Origin of the sequence: Sphingobium sp. SA2 (assembly GCF_032227065.1) — a bacterium.
Lineage (GTDB): Bacteria > Pseudomonadota > Alphaproteobacteria > Sphingomonadales > Sphingomonadaceae > Sphingobium.
Map to the genome: position 1 here is coordinate 2,709,448 of NZ_JAPMXX010000006.1, position 16,078 is coordinate 2,725,525.

The window sequence follows — 16,078 nt, forward strand, 5'->3', positions numbered from 1 at the left end:
TCGACTTCGCTCGACACGAACGGATGTAGAGTACAGCTCACAAGGCTCACACCACCCACCCCGGAAATTTCGCGCTCCAAGCATCGCTATTGCTCGCAATCCATGCCTCGCAACTGCCCTTCGCCATGTCGCGCACTTGCCCCATATAGCTTGCGCGTTCCTGTACCGAGATCACGCCGCGCGCCTGGAGCAGGTTGAAGACGTGGCTGGCCTTGATCGCCTGGTCATAGGCGGCCAGCGGCACGCCATTGTCGATGCAGCTGCGCCATTCGGACTGGCAATCCTTGAACCAGCGGAACAGTTTTTCGGTGTCGGCGACCTCGAAATTCCATTTCGACATCTGCTGCTCGTTGGCCAGGAATACGTCGCCATAGGTGACGCCAGCGTCGTTGAATTTCAGGTCATAGACGCTGTCGACGCCCTGAATATACATGGCGAGCCGTTCGAGGCCGTAGGTCAGTTCGCCCGCGACCGGCTTGCAGTCATAGCCGCCCATCTGCTGGAAATAGGTGAATTGCGTGACTTCCATGCCGTCGCACCACACTTCCCAGCCCAAGCCCCAGGCGCCCAGCGTCGGGCTTTCCCAGTCATCCTCGACAAAGCGGATGTCGTGGACCAAGGGATCGATGCCGATTTCCACCAGGCTGCCCAGATACAGCTCCTGCAGATTGGCGGGGCTGGGCTTCATGATCACCTGATATTGGTAATAATGCTGCAGCCGATTGGGGTTTTCGCCATAGCGGCCATCCGTGGGGCGGCGGCTGGGCTGAACATAGGCGGCGTTCCACGGCTGCGGCCCGAGCGCGCGCAGGGTGGTGGCGGGGTGGAAGGTGCCCGCGCCGACTTCCATGTCATAGGGCTGGAGGATGACGCAGCCCTGTTTCCCCCAATAGGCATGGAGGGTCAGGATGAGGTCCTGGAAGGAAAGCGCTTTGCCTTCGGCCACGAATAGTCCTTCGCGAAATGGTCGGTTTTGCTGGCTCGCGCCTTGGCGCATGGGGCCGATAGGGTCAAGGGCAGGACGCAGCGAAACAGGGTTAAGTGGCTTGCCCTTCCGCTATCCGCCCCGCATGGTCGGGGCTATGAAGATGCTTGCTTATCTGGCCCATGGCCTTGCCGCCGCCTTGCTGTTGACTGGTGGCCCGGTCGCCGCCCGCCCTGCCCCGCCCGCCACCAACGTCGCGACGCCCGCGCTGTGGCGGGTGCAGGATGCGGACACGACGCTCTATCTGTTCGGCACCGTGCATGTGATGAAGCCGAACGTGGACTGGTTTCGCGACGGGGTGAAGGCCGCGTTCGACGGATCTGACGAGCTGGTGCTGGAGATTATCGAGCCGGACGATCCCAATGCGATGAGCGCTATCATGATGCCCAAGGCGTTGGCGCAGGATCGCGTGGCGCTGTCCGACCGGCTAACCCCGGAGGCGCGGGAGAAATATCGCGCGGCGATGGCGGCGAATGGCCTGCCCGCACCGGCCTTCGACCGGATGAACCCATGGATGGCGGGCATGGCGCTGGCCGTCGCGCCGTTGGCCAAGATGGGCTATCAAGCGGACCTTGGCGCGGAGAAGATTTTGCGCTCGGCGGCGGTGAAGGCGGGCAAGCGGGTCGAGGCGCTGGAGACGGTCGAGCAGCAGATCGATTTCTTCGCGACGCTGCCGATGGAACAGCAGGTCGCTTTCCTGAACGCGACCGTCGATGGCCTGCCGGAGATGGAAACGGAGTTCGCCGCCTTGCTGCGCCACTGGCAGGCGGGCGACCCGGAGAAGCTCGGCACATCGATGAACGAGTCGCTGGAGGCGACGCCGGAGCTGGCGCAAGTGCTGCTGATCGGGCGCAATGCGAACTGGGCGCAATGGATCAAGGCGCGGATGGCGACGCCGGGGACGATATTCGTCGCGGTCGGCGCGGGGCATCTGGCGGGCAAGGGCAGTGTGCAGGATCAGTTGAAGACGCTGGGCATCAAGGCCCGGCGGATCAAGGAGTAAGCGACGATGCGGCGGTTCACCCATTTCCTGGCGCTGTGCGCGCTGACGCTGGTCGCGGCCTGTGGGCAAGATAACAGTCCCAAGCCGGAGGCTGCGCAAGCTGGCCCGGCGCTGTGGCAGATATCACGCGGCCCCATGAAGGGCTGGCTGTTCGGCACCATCCATGTGCTGCCCAAGGGGGTGGCGTGGGAGACGCCGACGATCAGCGAGGCAATGGCGCAGGCGGATCGGCTGGTGCTGGAAGCGGCGGATTTGCAGGACGAGCAGAAGACGCTGGCATTGTTCGAATCTATGGGGCGCAGCCCCGGCCTGCCCCCGCTCGACCAGCGCGTGCCGGAGGAAGATCAGGCCGCGCTCGTCAAGGCGGTGGCGGATGGCGGCACCAGCACGCAGATGCTGTCGGGCTATGAAAGCTGGGCGGCGGCGATGCTGTTGTCGGCCGCCAGCCAGCAGGCGCTCAAGGTCAGCCAGGATGATGGCGTGGAGCCGGTGCTAATCGCCGCGTTCAAAAAGGCGGGCAAGCCGATTGGCGGGCTGGAAACGGTGGAGCGGCAATTCGCCGCGTTCGACACGTTGCCTGATTCCGCGCAGGCGAAGCTGCTGGTGCAGACGGTGCGCGAGACGAAGGATATGAAGGCCCTGTTCGACCGCATCCTGACCGCCTGGCGCAACGGCGACATGGAGGCGATCGCGAAGGAGGACCAGAATGGCGAACAGCCCGATCCGGTGGTCGAGGAAGCCGTGCTGGTCGCGCGCAACCGCGACTGGGTGAAGGCAATCGCGCCGATGACGGGGCGGCCTTTCATCGCGGTGGGTGCCGGGCATCTGACGGGGCGCGAGAATCTGATCGAGTTGTTGAAGGCCAAGGGCTTTACGGTGACGCGGGTGCAGTGATTGCAAATGTCCGTTCGTCCTGAGTAGCTATTGAGCGAAGTCGAAATAGCGTATCGAAGGACCGGCTCACGCGCATCCTTCGATACGAGGCTTCGACAAGCTCAGCCTCTACTCAGGACGAACGGACATTGTGTCGCGCCCCACCTTGCAATCTTGCCCTTTTCTGCTAAAGGGCGCGCTCCCGCGATGGTCATCCCTGGAGGCGTGGCGGGAAAATGTAACTCAAACCAGCTTTTGGAGACACGCAATGAGCGAGCAGCTTACGCTGTCGGCCGAGGCACGCGATCGGGCAGGCAAGGGAGCCTCCCGCGCCCTCCGCCGTGAGGGCCGCGTACCCGCCGTCATCTATGGAATGAACGAAGAACCCCAGTCGATCCACGTCGAGGAAAAGCTCCTCAACAAGCTGCTGGGCACCGGTCATTTCTTCAACTCGGTCGTCATGGTGGAAGTCGGTGGCAAGTCCATCCGCACCCTCGCCAAGGACGTGGCCTTCCACCCCGTCTCCGACCGTCCGCTGCACGCCGACTTCCTGCGCGTTTCGGAACATGCCAGCGTCACCGTAGCGGTGCCGGTGCGCTTCGAAAATGAAGCCGCTTCGCCGGGCCTGAAAAAGGGCGGCGTGCTGAACATCGTTCGTCATGACGTCGAACTGATCGTCGATGCCGCCGACATTCCCGAAGATGTCGTGGTTGATCTGACCGGCTTTGAAGTCGGTGATTCGATCCACATCAGCGCGGTCAAGCTGCCCAAGGGCGCGAAGGCGGCGATCGATGATCGCGACTTCACCATCGCGACGATCGTGGCCCCGTCCGCGCTGAAGAGCGCCGAGGGTGGCGAAGGCGACGCCGAGGCGGAAGCCACGGCCGAATAAGCCTCTAACGCTTCAAACTCTCAAACCTCCGTTCGTGCTGAGTAGGGACTGAGCTTGTCGAAGGCCCGTATCGAAGCATTGGTCCCAGGGACTGATCCTTCGATACGCCATTTCGACTTCGCTCAATGCCTGTCCTGAGCGACTGCCTTAGCAGGCAGTCGAAGGGGCTACTCTGGACGAACGGAGGTTTTTGATTCGGGAAGAAAAGCCATGCAAATCTGGGTGGGGCTCGGCAATCCGGGCACGCAATATGCGATGCACCGGCATAATGTCGGCTTCATGGTCGCCGACCTGATCGCCGATCTGCATCGCTTTTCGCCGCCCAAAAAGCAGTTTCAGGGCTGGGTGCAGGAAGGGCGGATCGGCACGGAGAAGATCCTGCTGCTCAAACCCGCAACCTTCATGAACGAAAGCGGCCGGTCGGTGGGTGAAGCGATGCGCTTCTACAAGCTGACGCCGCAGGATGTGACCGTCTTTCACGACGAACTCGACCTGGTGCCGATGAAGGTGAAGGTGAAGCGCGGCGGCGGCAATGCCGGGCATAATGGCCTGCGATCGACCGACGCGCATATCGGCGCGGATTTCCGCCGGGTGCGGATCGGCATCGGCCATCCGGGCCATAAGGACAAGGTCCATGGCTATGTGCTGGGCAATTACGCCAAGAGCGAGATGGATGCGCTCGCCGCGATGCTGGGCGCGATCGGGGCCGAGGCGGAATGGCTGGCCAAGGGCGATGATGCGCGCTTCATGAACGAAGTCGCGTTGCGGCTGGCGGACTGAGCGCCAAAGGCAAACGGCGTCCGACAGGGTGCCGGACGCCGCTTCCTATGGGCAGGAGGGGTTGGCCCCCTGCCCTTGCTACATCAGACGATCACGAACTCGGCGTTGGTCATCGCCAGCCCGGTGGAGATGGACGCGAACTGCACCGCAGCCCCCGCCCCATTGCCATCGGCATCGAACAGCAGCGCGCCGGTCGCGCTGTTGTAGATGATCCGGTCACTGGCATCGGCGGCGCCTGCCCCGATGCGGAACGCCGCAGCGGTCAGCACCCCGACCGGCAAGCCACCAAAGGCCGCCGAATTCAGCCGGAACTGGTCGTTCGCCACCGAATAATCAGTGATGGTGTCGAGATTGGCAGTCAGACCATTCATGAAGGCGAAGATGTCGTTGCCGGCACCACCAACCATCGTGTCGTTGCCCGACCCGCCGCTCAGCACATCATTACCGCCGCCGCCTTCCAGCGTATCATTGCCGCCACCGCCGATCAGTTCGTCGTTGCCAGCGCCGCCCTTGATGACGTTATTGGCGGAGCTGCCGGTCAGCACGTCGTTGAAGGCCGAACCGTTGATATTTTCCATCAACGCCACGGTGTCCGTCCCGGCACCGCCGGTCACCTGCGCAGCTGCGACCGACAGGCTGACCGTGACGGCCGAGGTTGCATTGACATAGCTGAGCGTGTCGATGCCGTTGCCGCCGTTGATCGTGTCGTTGCCAGCGCCCCCTTCGAGCAGGTCATCCCCATCGAAGCCGAACAGAATGTCGTTACCGTTTTCGCCGGTCAGCTTGTTATTGCCGCTGTTGCCGTTGAGCGCATTGTCGAGGGCGTTCCCCGTGAGGCTGGACCCCGACGTCCCCGTCAGGGTCGCATTTTCGACCGCGCGACCAACCAGCGTGTAGGTCACGGACGAATAGATCAGGTCCGTACCGGCACCCGACGATTCGATGACATTGTCGCTCGCCGTATCGACATAGTAAGTGTCGTTGCCAGCGCCGCCATTCATGACGTCTACGCCGGTGCCGCCATCCAGAATGTCATCGCCATCGCCACCGATCAGCGTGTCGGCATCGCCCAGGCCATAGAGCGCATCATTGCCTGCATTACCAACCAGTCTATTGGCTTCACCCGACCCAATCAACGTATCATTGGCCGCGTTACCGATGACATTTTCAATACTGGACAGGCTGATAGGCCCCGACCCGCCCGGTGTGTATGTGAACGTGCCGTCAGTGAGATTGACAGTGGCCGTCGAACTGATGCCGGTGATGTCGAACGTATCGGAGCCTGCGCCGCCGACATAGATTTCGCCATAACCACCATTCCAGCCGCTCACGAGCCGGAACGTATCGTCACCTGCCTCACCATAGATGATATCGATGCCACTGCCGCCGTCAAAGACATCATTACCGTCGCCACCTATCAACAGGTCGTTGCCGTCGCCGCCATTGATGATGTCGTTGCCGGTGCCGCCGTAAATCATGTCGGTGCCGCTGCCGCCGTTCAGCGTATCATTGCCCGCCTCGCCATAGAGCGTATCATCTCCAGCATTGCCGTTGATGACGTTGGCGGACGCATTGCCGGTGATGGTGTCTGCCAATTGCGTGCCATCGACATTTTCGACGGCCGTAATCGTCCAGGGACCACCATAAAGCGGGTTATATTGCCAGCTACCCGACGTCAGATTGACGGTCGAGCCATAGATCGTCGTAATCTGGCTGAGGTCCAGCCGATCGACGCCGGTGCCGCCATCAACATTGTCGCCGAATTCCGTCGCCGACCCCGTTTGGCGAACGATGAAGACATCGTTCCCTGCCTCGCCATAAACCGAATCGCCGAAATAGCCGCCGTAGATGGTGTCATTGCCATTGCCACCATAGACAACGTCGGTGCCGTCGCCAGCATCGAGTATGTCGTTCCCGTCGCCGCCATAGAGGGTATCGTCGCCCTGACTGCCATCCAGCACGTCATCGCCCGACCCGCCATATAGCGTATCATTGCCCAATCCGCCGTTGAGCACATCGCTGCCGCCATTGCCGTTCAGCACGTTATCGGCCTGGTTACCGGTGATCGTGTCGTTGCCCGACCCGCCATTGGCGTTTTCGATCAAGGATGCGGTGTTGCCGCCGAACAGCAGCGCATTGAAGATATTGCCGCGGGCATAATTGCCATCGCCCAGATAAGCGATCTGCGCGCTGCTGAACGTCGAATGGCCGCCGGGATTGAGATCCAGCGTCAGATTGGTGGTATAGTTGGAAAGATTATAGGTATCGATGCCGCCACCGTCCCAGATGGTCGCGAAGATGCGGTTGCCGCCCGGATCGATGGCCACCGACCCATTGATCAGGGTTTCGCCGCCGGTCTGGCTCCACGTATAGACGGTGTCGCCCGAATTGACCGAATAGTCGGCCCCGTACATCGTCTGCAAAGCCAGGATGTCGAGCATCATATAGCTTTGCGGCGCTCCCCATTGTTCATAGGAATAGCCGCCGGTCAGCGGATCGCCGATATAGCTGCGATAGGTCATGACCGTGAATTCGATCGAATCCCAAGCCGTTGGCAGTGCGCCATAGGCTCCGCCCGTCTGACCATGCGCCAGACCCAGCGAATGGCCAAGTTCATGGAACATGGTGTGCCAGGCATAGTTGCCCGCCGTCGGCGTCTTCAGCGAATAGACGGTGCCGTCATAGGCGTTGCCGAAGAAGGTATCGCCGCCATAGATGCTGTTGCTGGGATAGTAAGCATAAGCCGTGCCAGGGTCGCTGGAGTTGGCACCGCGGATCGTGGCTGCCGATGACCCGGCGCCATCATAGTCGAGCGTCAAATTCGTGAAGGATTCGACACCAAAAGCGGTGGCTGCGCTGGATTGCGTATAAGCAAAGGAATTGAGCGCGGTGTGAAAAGCAAGCGTCTGTTGCGCGGTGAATTGTGAAAAGCCTTCATTCTGGGCACTGATGGTATCGCCGTCAGCGTCAGAATTATAGCCAGCCTGATAATCAGCGGCGGAATCCGTGTCGCTATAGTAGATTGTCTGGGCGGGATCCCATTTGATGCCGCTGAACAAGCCGTCGATGATCTGGTTGCCCGTAGCCGCCTGCGCTAGCGTCGTGTTGCCATTGCCATTTTCCTGCGGCGCGTCGAGGTCGCCCGGCGCGCCGGTGCTGACCGGTTCGGGCATGACGTCCTGCGGATAGAGCAGCCGGATTTCGCTGCGCACTTGTTCGTTGTTCGAAAGAGACCAGATGTCCGATACATCCGTGAAAGAGGACGGCGTGTCGAATGGCGACACTATGTCATCTTCGTCTCTCAACTTGGCCATTAGGGGGCCGCCCTCGGTGATCCTAAGCATACATCCTCCTGCAAAACTGCGTTGGATGACACGTTCACTGTGCCTTTTTTAGGCGACCACTATGGAGCGACGTAATGGCACCATTATAGGCAACTTCCAAGCGATAGATTTCTCAATCATTACAATATGATGCTAATTCAATATTTCTATGCTATTGAAATTCAACCTATTATTTCAAGGGCATGACCCGCCGAAAATGGAATTTATTTCAAAGATGTTGGGCGCGACTGGACCATGATGGGTCACTTCCGAAAACGGATAATGATCAGGATCGAAAACCGCGGGTGATGACGTGGCGAGACCTAATGCGGTCCGTCCTGGCGCAGACGCTCCGCCCGCCGTTCGGCTTCGCGCGCCAAGGCATGGCCAGGGTGCCGTTCGGCAAAGAGGCGATAGGCTGCCTCGCTATTGCGCCGTTGTGCGTCCTCAAACTGTTCGCGAACGGCGACTTCCCGGTCGCCGGGTGGTCGCATGATACCGCCTGTGCCAGGCGGCGCTTCATAAGATTGCTGGCGTGGGGCAGCCGGTCGCGCTGCGGCGCAAGCGGACAGGCTCAGGCATCCCGCTATCAAAACGAAACGAGCAATAAGATGACGCATAGGAAAATCCCTCGACAAGGGAGTGCGGCTTTACCAGATTTCGACGCCGCGCTCAATGAACGCCCCTATTCGCGAAACGCCGTTTCGCTCAGGCGGGTGATGGGGGTGAAGATGTAGGCGAGGATCGAGCGCTTGTCGCCCAGCAGATTGACTTCGGCCCCCATGCCGGGACCGATGGGCAGGTCGCGCCCGGCCGAGTCCTTCATCCCCGTGGCCGTGGTGCGAACGCGCACGACATAATGGCTTTCGCCCGTGCGTTCGTTCACCACCGCGTCGGGCGACACGGCAATGACGGCACCGGGCATCGATCCATAAACCGCGCTATCATAGGCGGAGATATGGACCTTTGCCCGCTGGCCGAGCTTGACCGACGCGATGTCCTTGGCCGCGACCATCGCCTCGACGATCAGCGTATCGCGCGCGGGCACCATTTCGAGCAGCGGGTCGCCGGGGCGCACGCTGCCGCCGACCGTCGTCACGAAGACGCGGTTGATACGCCCGTCCATCGGCGCCTTCAGCGTCGTGCGTTCGAGCCTGTATTTATAGGCCGGCATAGTCGCCTGGCGTACGGACATCTCCGCGCGCGCGGCGGTCAGTTCCCCAGCGGCGCGCGCCAGCCAGTCGCGCTTCTGCTGGAGCGCGCTGGCCTGCGCCTCGGCCAGCAGCGAATGGGCGCGGCTGAGTGCCGCAGCAGCCCCCTGCGCATCGCTGGTCGACATGCTGAAGGCATTTTGCGCCTGCAACAAGGTGCGGCGCGGCTCGATCCCCTCCTGCACCAATGGCCGCACCAGGTCGAGATCGGCGCGCGCGGTTTCGCGGGCGGAGATGCGCGCGTCCTGCGCGGCGCTGGCTTCGGCGATGGTGCGCGATGCCTGCGCGATGCGGGCGGTGCCGACGCTGGACAGGGCGGCAAGTTCGGCCATGCGCGACCGATAGAGGCTTTGCTCGACTTCGATCTGGCTCGCCATCTGGGCGTTGCGCGGCTGCGGGAAGCGCGGCGCGCGGCCCGTAATTTCGGCTTCCAGGCGGATGATCTTGAACTGCAGCGAATCGCTGCTGGCACGATTGCTCTCCAGCTCCGCGCCCGGCTGGATCGGGCTGAGCCGGACCAGCGCCGTGCCCTGCTTCACATCCTGGCCCGTGCGCACCATGATCGATTCGACCACACCGCCTTCAAGATTGGAGATGATCTGCAATTGCGAGCTGGGGATGACCCGACCATTGGCGCGGACGGTCCGGTCGATTTCCGTGAGCCAGGCCCAGAGCAGAAATATCAACACGAAGGCGGCGATGGTCCACAGGATGATGTTCGCGGGCACGCGGGGCTTGATATAGGTCGCAGGCTCCTGCGTCAGTGCCCGGCCGGTCATGCCGCTTTTCCTCTGGTCAGTTTTTGCAGCACGGCATCGCGCGGACCATCCGCCACGATCCGCCCCTTGTCGAGCACGACGATCCGGTCGACCAGCGCCAGCAGGGAGGTGCGATGGGTGATCAGCATCAGCGTGCGCCCCTGCACTTCGGGATGCAGGCGGGTGATGAGTTCGGCCTCGGTCTGCGCGTCCATGGAGCTGCTGGGTTCATCGAAGATCAGGATTTGAGGGCGACCCGCCAGCGCGCGGGCGATCGCGATCGACTGGCGCTGGCCACCCGACAGGCCATCGCCGCGATCGGTCAGGCGCAGGTCATAGCCATTGGTGATCGGCCCCATGAAACGATGCGTGCCGCTGATCTCCGTCGCGCGGATCATCTCCTCCTGATCCACGACGGCGCGGTCCAGGCAGATATTCTGGCGCACCGTCCCGGCGATCAGCACATTGTCCTGCATCCCCGCGCCGATCAGGCGGCGCAATTCGATGGGGTCATATTGGCGCACATCGATGCCATCGATCATGACGACGCCATCTTCGGGTTCATAGAGGCCGAGAACCAGTCGAGCGAGCGTGGACTTGCCGGACCCGACCCGCCCCAGAAAGCCGACCCGTTCGCCCGGTGCGATCGTCAGGTTGACCTGTTCCAGCGCCTTTTCGGGCGAACCGGGATAGCGGAAGCCGACATTGCGCAATTCTATCTGCCCACGCAGCACGCCGGGGTGGAGCGCATCGCCCTGCGGCCCTTCGCTCGGCGCATCCATCAGCGCGTTGATCTGCCGATAGGCGACGCGCGTCGCGGACAGACGCGACAGCAGCGTCGCGATCTGCGCCAGCGGCGCAAGCGCACGGCCACACAGGATGGAGCAGGCGAGCAGCGCCCCGGTCGTAATCTCGTTACTGCGCAGCAGGCCGACGCCCACGATGATGATGCCGCAATAGGCAATGGTCGATGCGCTGTTGGCGACCGTCATCGGGATGGAGGAGATCAGCCGCTGGCCAAGCGAGCTTTCCGAATGGCTGATCAGCGCCTTGCGCCAGCGGCCGCTCAGCATCGGTCCGGCCCCGATCGCCTTGACCGTTTCCAGGCTGCCGATGGTTTCGACCAGCACCGATTGCTTGAGCAGGCCATCGCCCAGGCTGCGCGACGACATGCGGTCGAGCGCGGGGGTGGTGACGATGCCCGACAGGATGACGAGCGGGATCATCGCCAGCGGCAGCACCACCAGCACACCGCCCAGCATGGCGATCACCGCGAGGGTGACGAAGATGAAGGGCACATCGATCAGCGCGGTCAGCGTCACCGAGGCGAAGAAGTCGCGCAACGTCTCCAACTCGCGCATCAGCCCGGTGAGCGCGCCGGTCGATCCCCGCCGATGGTCGAGCCGCAGCGCAAGCAGCTTGGCGAACAGCGTTTCGCCGACATCATGATCGATATTGGCCCCGGCGACATCAACGAAATAGACGCGCAGCAACCGCAGTACGAAGTCGAAGATGATGACGAAGACCAGACCGATGCTCAGCCCCACCAGCGAGGCCGCACCGTCATTGGGGACGATCCGGTCATAGACGGTCATGGTAAAGAGCGCCGACACGAGCGCGAAGATGTTGATCAGCGCGGCAGCGACCGCGACCTTCATATAGATGCCGCGATTGCGCATCATCGGTGCAATCAGCCAGGGGGCGAAGCGGCGCTTGCCGGTGGCGAGCAGAGGCTCTTCATTCATGGTCTGGCGGCCCCGTCGGAGGAATCGACCGCGATCGACAGTTCGTCCAGCAACTGGCCCGCTCTGGCCAGCAGGACGAAGCGCGACAGGTCGCGCTCCGCCAATGTCTGCACATAGGTCGCGATGGATGCGAAATAATTGTCTTCGGACGTGATGACATCGAACAAGGTGCCGCCCGACGATGCGAAGCGTGCGGCATAGACGTCGCGGCTGTCGCGGCTGGCGAGGTAGGTCGCCTGCGCCGCCTTCAACTGCGCGTCGAGCCCGCGCACGTCGCCCCAAGCCATCTCGGCATCGCGCAGCGCCTCGCGCCGGACGCGCGCGGCATAGGCATCGGCGGCATCGGCGCGCGCGGTCGCCTGATCGGCCTTCGCATTGATCCCCGCACCAAGCTGGGCGCGGATGATGAGGCGGCCGCGAATGTCATAGTCGCCGGGATTTTCGAACACGCCATAGCGGCCCGCATCCACCCCGGCGGCAATCGTCGGCAGTCGGTCGGACCGGACCGCACGCGCATCCTGCCGCGCGGCGCGCGCTTCGGCCTCGGCCTTCAACACGGTCGGCGAGCGCAGGATCAGCGTTTCCAGCGATTCGCGGCTGCTGGCGTCCATCGGCGGCAAGGGCGCGCGCATCAGGTCGACGGGGGCGTCATGCCCGGCCAGCGCGCGATATTGCGCTTCGGCACTGGCCCGGTCACGTTGATACATGGCGAGCCGGGTCTGGACCGAGGCGATCGAACTGTCGATGCGGGGCAGGTCGCCGCGCGCGGAGAAGCCCTGCTCGATGCGGCGCTCGACCGCGGCCCGCAGGCGCATCTGCCGCACGCCATAATCGATCGCTGCCCGCTCCATCAGCCGCTGCGCCAGGATCGAATACCAGGCGGTCACGGTGCGCAATGCGACATCGGTGCCATAGCCCATGATGCCGGACCGCGCCGCCTCGACCCGCGCATTGCCTGCATTGATGCGGCTCGACGCCGCGCCGAAATCGAGGAGCCGCTGCCGTAGCGAGGCCGTGGCGTCGGTACGCCCTTCGGGGCGGGATCGTTCGACGATATTGCCGGGATCGTTGGAGAAATTGCGCGCGAACGAGCGATGCGCGTCCACGCTGAGGTCCAGCGTCGGGAAGATCGCCGAGCGCGCCTGCACCCGCGCCGCCTGCGCCTCGCGCTCGCCCGCGCGGGCCTCGTCCATCAGCGCATTGGTCTGGACCGCCGATTCGATTTCCGCGCGAAACTGGTCCGGCGGTCCGACACGATCGACCAGATCGATCAATGGATCGGCCTGTACCGGATGGCTGAAAGGCGTGGGATTGGGCGGGAGGATGAGGCTGTCCTGCGCCCATGCGCCGGACGTACAGCCGCAGCAGGCCAACAACGCCATGCGCGTCATCATGCCCCTATGCCACCGGCCCAACAGGTTGGACCGCCCCCCAGGCAGCCTAGCGATCGACAAAAAACCCCACCCCAAAATCACATAATGGTTATCCCAACATGAGCTTTGCGACCCCAGTTAAGACCATGTTCGGGTGTAGTGCGACGCTATATGCCTGATGTGACGATTCCGCGCAACTTGGATCGCCAGCGAGAATAGCCGGTAATCATGCGGCTATTCAGGGGCTTTTCGTCAGGCTGCGACCTTCTCCAGCGCGGCCTTGACCGCCTCCAGCGCGGCCTGTGCCTTGTCGCCATCGGGGCCGCCGCCCTGCGCCATGTCGGGACGCCCGCCGCCGCCCTTGCCGCCCAGCGCCTCCACGCCGATACGGACGAGATCGACGGCGCTCAGCGTGCCGGTCAGGTCGTCGGTGACGCCCACGGCGATGGTCGCGCGACCATCGACCACGGCGAGGATGGCGGACACGCCGCTGCCCAGGGCCTTCTTGTTGCCATCAACGATGCCGCGCAATTCCTTGGGGTCGAGGCCGTCGATGACCTGACCCAGGAAGCTGACATTACCCACCTGCTCCGGCCCGGCCGCCTGAGCCGCCCCGCCGCCGCCCAGCGCAAGCGCCTTCTTGGCTTCAGCGAGTTCACGCTCCAGACGGCGGCTCTGGTCGACCAGCGCGGCGATGCGCGTCGGCACATCTTCGGGCGTCGTCTTGAGCGCCGCGGCCGACTGGCGCAACTTATCGTCGCGATCGGCCAGCCACAGGCGCGCCGCCTCGCCGGTCAGAGCCTCGATCCGGCGGACGCCGCTCGACACGGCGCTTTCCGATACGATCTTGAACAAGGCGATATCGCCCGTTGCGCGGACATGGGTGCCACCGCACAGTTCGACCGAATAGTTGGCGTCATCGCCGCGCCCCATCGAAAGGACGCGGACTTCGTCGCCATATTTCTCGCCGAACAGCGCCATCGCGCCCGCGCCGATCGCATCGTCGGGGGTCATCAACCGGGTGGTGACTTCCTCATTATGGCGGATCTGCGCGTTCACGTCCGCCTCGACCTGCGCGATCTGCGCGTGGGTCAGCGATTCGGGGTGCGAGAAATCGAAGCGCAGCCGATCGGGCGCGACCAGGCTGCCCTTTTGCGTGACATGGCCGCCGAGGCGATGGCGCAGCGCCGCATGGAGCAGGTGGGTCGCGCTATGGTTGGCGCGCACGCGGTCGCGATGATCGACATCGACCGTCAGTTGCACCGTGTCGCCGACCTTGACGCTGCCCGCCTCGATCGTCGCACGGTGCGCATGGAGGCGGCCGAGCGGCTTGGCGGTATCCTCGACATTGGCGATCAGGCCGCCCTGCGTGCTGATGCGGCCGGTATCGCCCATCTGCCCGCCGCTTTCGCCATAAAAGGGCGTCTGGTTGGTGAGGATGATGACGCTGTCGCCGACGGTCGCGGAGTCGACGTTCGCACCGTCCTTGACGATGGCCTGCACCTCGCCCTCACCCACGGTCGAGCTATAGCCGATAAACTCGGTATTCCCCGCCTTCTCCGCGATATCGAACCAGATTTCATCCGATGCCTTGTCGCCCGACCCCTTCCAGGCAGCGCGCGCAGCGGCCTTCTGTTCGGCCATGGCGCTGTCGAAGCCGGTACGATCGACGCCAAGGCCACGCGAACGCAGCGCATCTTCGGTCAGGTCATAGGGGAAGCCGAACGTGTCATAGAGCTTGAACGCGGTTTCGCCGGGCAAGGTGCCGCCCTCGGCCAGATCGACCGTCGCTTCGTCAAGCAGGCGCAGGCCATTTTCCAGCGTCTTGCGGAAGCGGGTTTCCTCCCGCAGCAAGGTTTCCTCGATCAGCGGCTGGGCGCGCACCAGTTCAGGGTAAGCCGCGCCCATTTCGGACACGAGGCTACCGACCAGACGATACATTAACGGGTCTTTGGCACCGATAATATGCGCGTGGCGCATGGCGCGGCGCATGATCCGGCGCAGCACATAGCCGCGCCCTTCATTGGCGGGCAGCACGCCATCGGCGATCAGGAAGCTGGTCGAGCGCAGATGATCGGCGATGACGCGGTGGCTGGCCTGATGGTCCCCATCGGTCGCGGTGCGCGTGATCGCGCCGGACGCTTCGATCAGCGCCTTGAACGTGTCGGTATCATAATTGTTATGCACGCCCTGCATGACGGCGGCGATGCGTTCCAGGCCCATGCCGGTGTCGATCGAGGGCTTGGGCAGCTCGCTGACGATCTCATTGGCTTCCTGCTCATATTGCATGAAGACGAGATTCCAGATCTCGACGAAGCGGTCGCCATCCTCCTCCGGGCTGCCGGGAGGGCCACCCCAGATATGGTCGCCATGGTCGTAGAAGATTTCCGAACAGGGACCGCACGGGCCGCTGTCGCCCATCGCCCAGAAATTATCCTTGGTCGGGATGCGGATGATGCGGTGATCGGGCAGGCCCGCAATCTTCTTCCACAGCGCGAACGCCTCGTCATCGGTATGATAGACGGTGACGGTCAGCTTGTCGGCGGGAAGCCCCCATTCCTTGGTCAGCAACGTCCAGGCATGGGTGATCGCCTGTTCCTTGAAATAATCGCCAAAGCTGAAATTGCCGAGCATTTCAAAGAAGGTGTGATGCCGCGCCGTGTAACCGACATTGTCCAAGTCATTATGCTTGCCACCGGCGCGCACCGACTTCTGGCTCGACGTCGCCGTCTTGTAGGGGCGGGTTTCAAGCCCGGTAAAGACATTCTTGAACGGCACCATGCCCGCATTGACGAACATGAGCGTCGGATCGTTGTGCGGCACCAAAGGCGCGGACGGGACGATGGTGTGGCCGTTAGCCCCGAAATAGTCGAGGAAAGAGCGGCGAATGTCGTTGGTCGAGGTCATGATGGCGATTTAGGGGGAAGCGGCCCATCGCACAAGCGGGGCTTTTCGGCGTTTCCCTTTAACGCCGTCCCGGTCTCCCTTCTGCCCCCACCCAGGCAAAGGCTCAAAAACGACTAGACGCCCGGCCCCCAAAGCCGCTACACCCTGCTCATCATGCAGAGCGCGACGCTTCTTCCCCTGCTACGACTTACACGCCCTTAGGCGTGGTTTTTGTGTTGCCTTTCGATT

The 16,078-nt window shown here is 62.9% G+C and carries 11 protein-coding genes; 4 read left to right on the forward strand and 7 right to left on the reverse strand.

Annotated features, from left to right (window positions below; genetic code table 11):
• Positions 1 to 46: 46 nt before the first annotated feature.
• Positions 47 to 946 (reverse strand): glycine--tRNA ligase subunit alpha, encoded by a 900-nt coding sequence (locus tag OVY48_RS20700; protein WP_096060751.1) that lies wholly within the window; start codon positions 944 to 946, stop codon positions 47 to 49.
• 136 nt (positions 947 to 1,082) lie between these two features.
• On the opposite strand from OVY48_RS20700, the gene OVY48_RS20705 reads away from it, so the two are divergent.
• The 4 genes from OVY48_RS20705 (at position 1,083) to pth (ending at position 4,533) form a co-directional block, all read left to right on the forward strand.
• Complete coding sequence (locus OVY48_RS20705) at positions 1,083 to 1,988, forward strand: TraB/GumN family protein (protein WP_313924270.1); 906 nt, start codon at positions 1,083 to 1,085, stop codon at positions 1,986 to 1,988.
• A 6-nt stretch (positions 1,989 to 1,994) separates the two neighbouring features.
• A complete protein-coding gene (locus tag OVY48_RS20710; RefSeq protein WP_313924271.1) occupies positions 1,995 to 2,882 on the forward strand; it encodes a TraB/GumN family protein in 888 nt (295 codons plus the stop codon).
• Between the two features lie 247 nt (positions 2,883 to 3,129).
• Positions 3,130 to 3,753 carry a 50S ribosomal protein L25/general stress protein Ctc gene (locus OVY48_RS20715; RefSeq protein ID WP_069066626.1) on the forward strand — a complete coding sequence of 208 codons (624 nt, stop codon included), beginning with the start codon at positions 3,130 to 3,132 and terminating at the stop codon, positions 3,751 to 3,753.
• A gap of 210 nt (positions 3,754 to 3,963) precedes the next feature.
• A complete protein-coding gene (pth, locus tag OVY48_RS20720; protein ID WP_069066625.1) occupies positions 3,964 to 4,533 on the forward strand; it encodes an aminoacyl-tRNA hydrolase in 570 nt (189 codons plus the stop codon).
• 83 nt (positions 4,534 to 4,616) lie between these two features.
• On the opposite strand, the gene OVY48_RS20725 is transcribed toward pth, so the two are convergent.
• From OVY48_RS20725 to alaS, 6 genes are all read right to left on the reverse strand, one after another.
• Positions 4,617 to 7,847 (reverse strand): M10 family metallopeptidase, encoded by a 3,231-nt coding sequence (locus OVY48_RS20725; RefSeq protein WP_313924272.1) that lies wholly within the window; start codon positions 7,845 to 7,847, stop codon positions 4,617 to 4,619.
• A 332-nt stretch (positions 7,848 to 8,179) separates the two neighbouring features.
• Positions 8,180 to 8,350, reverse strand: a complete 171-nt coding sequence (locus OVY48_RS20730) for a hypothetical protein (RefSeq protein ID WP_313924273.1) — start codon at positions 8,348 to 8,350, stop codon at positions 8,180 to 8,182.
• Between the two features lie 191 nt (positions 8,351 to 8,541).
• Positions 8,542 to 9,846: an HlyD family type I secretion periplasmic adaptor subunit gene (locus tag OVY48_RS20735; RefSeq protein ID WP_313924274.1), complete on the reverse strand. Its 1,305-nt coding sequence runs from the start codon at positions 9,844 to 9,846 to the stop codon at positions 8,542 to 8,544.
• Positions 9,843 to 11,570 (reverse strand): ATP-binding cassette domain-containing protein, encoded by a 1,728-nt coding sequence (locus OVY48_RS20740; RefSeq protein ID WP_313924275.1) that lies wholly within the window; start codon positions 11,568 to 11,570, stop codon positions 9,843 to 9,845. Before OVY48_RS20740 ends, OVY48_RS20735 begins: the two co-directional genes overlap by 4 nt.
• Positions 11,567 to 12,964 (reverse strand): TolC family protein, encoded by a 1,398-nt coding sequence (locus OVY48_RS20745; RefSeq protein ID WP_313924276.1) that lies wholly within the window; start codon positions 12,962 to 12,964, stop codon positions 11,567 to 11,569. Before OVY48_RS20745 ends, OVY48_RS20740 begins: the two co-directional genes overlap by 4 nt.
• Before the next feature lie 231 nt (positions 12,965 to 13,195).
• Complete coding sequence (alaS, locus tag OVY48_RS20750) at positions 13,196 to 15,850, reverse strand: alanine--tRNA ligase (RefSeq protein ID WP_313924277.1); 2,655 nt, start codon at positions 15,848 to 15,850, stop codon at positions 13,196 to 13,198.
• Positions 15,851 to 16,078: the final 228 nt, after the last annotated feature.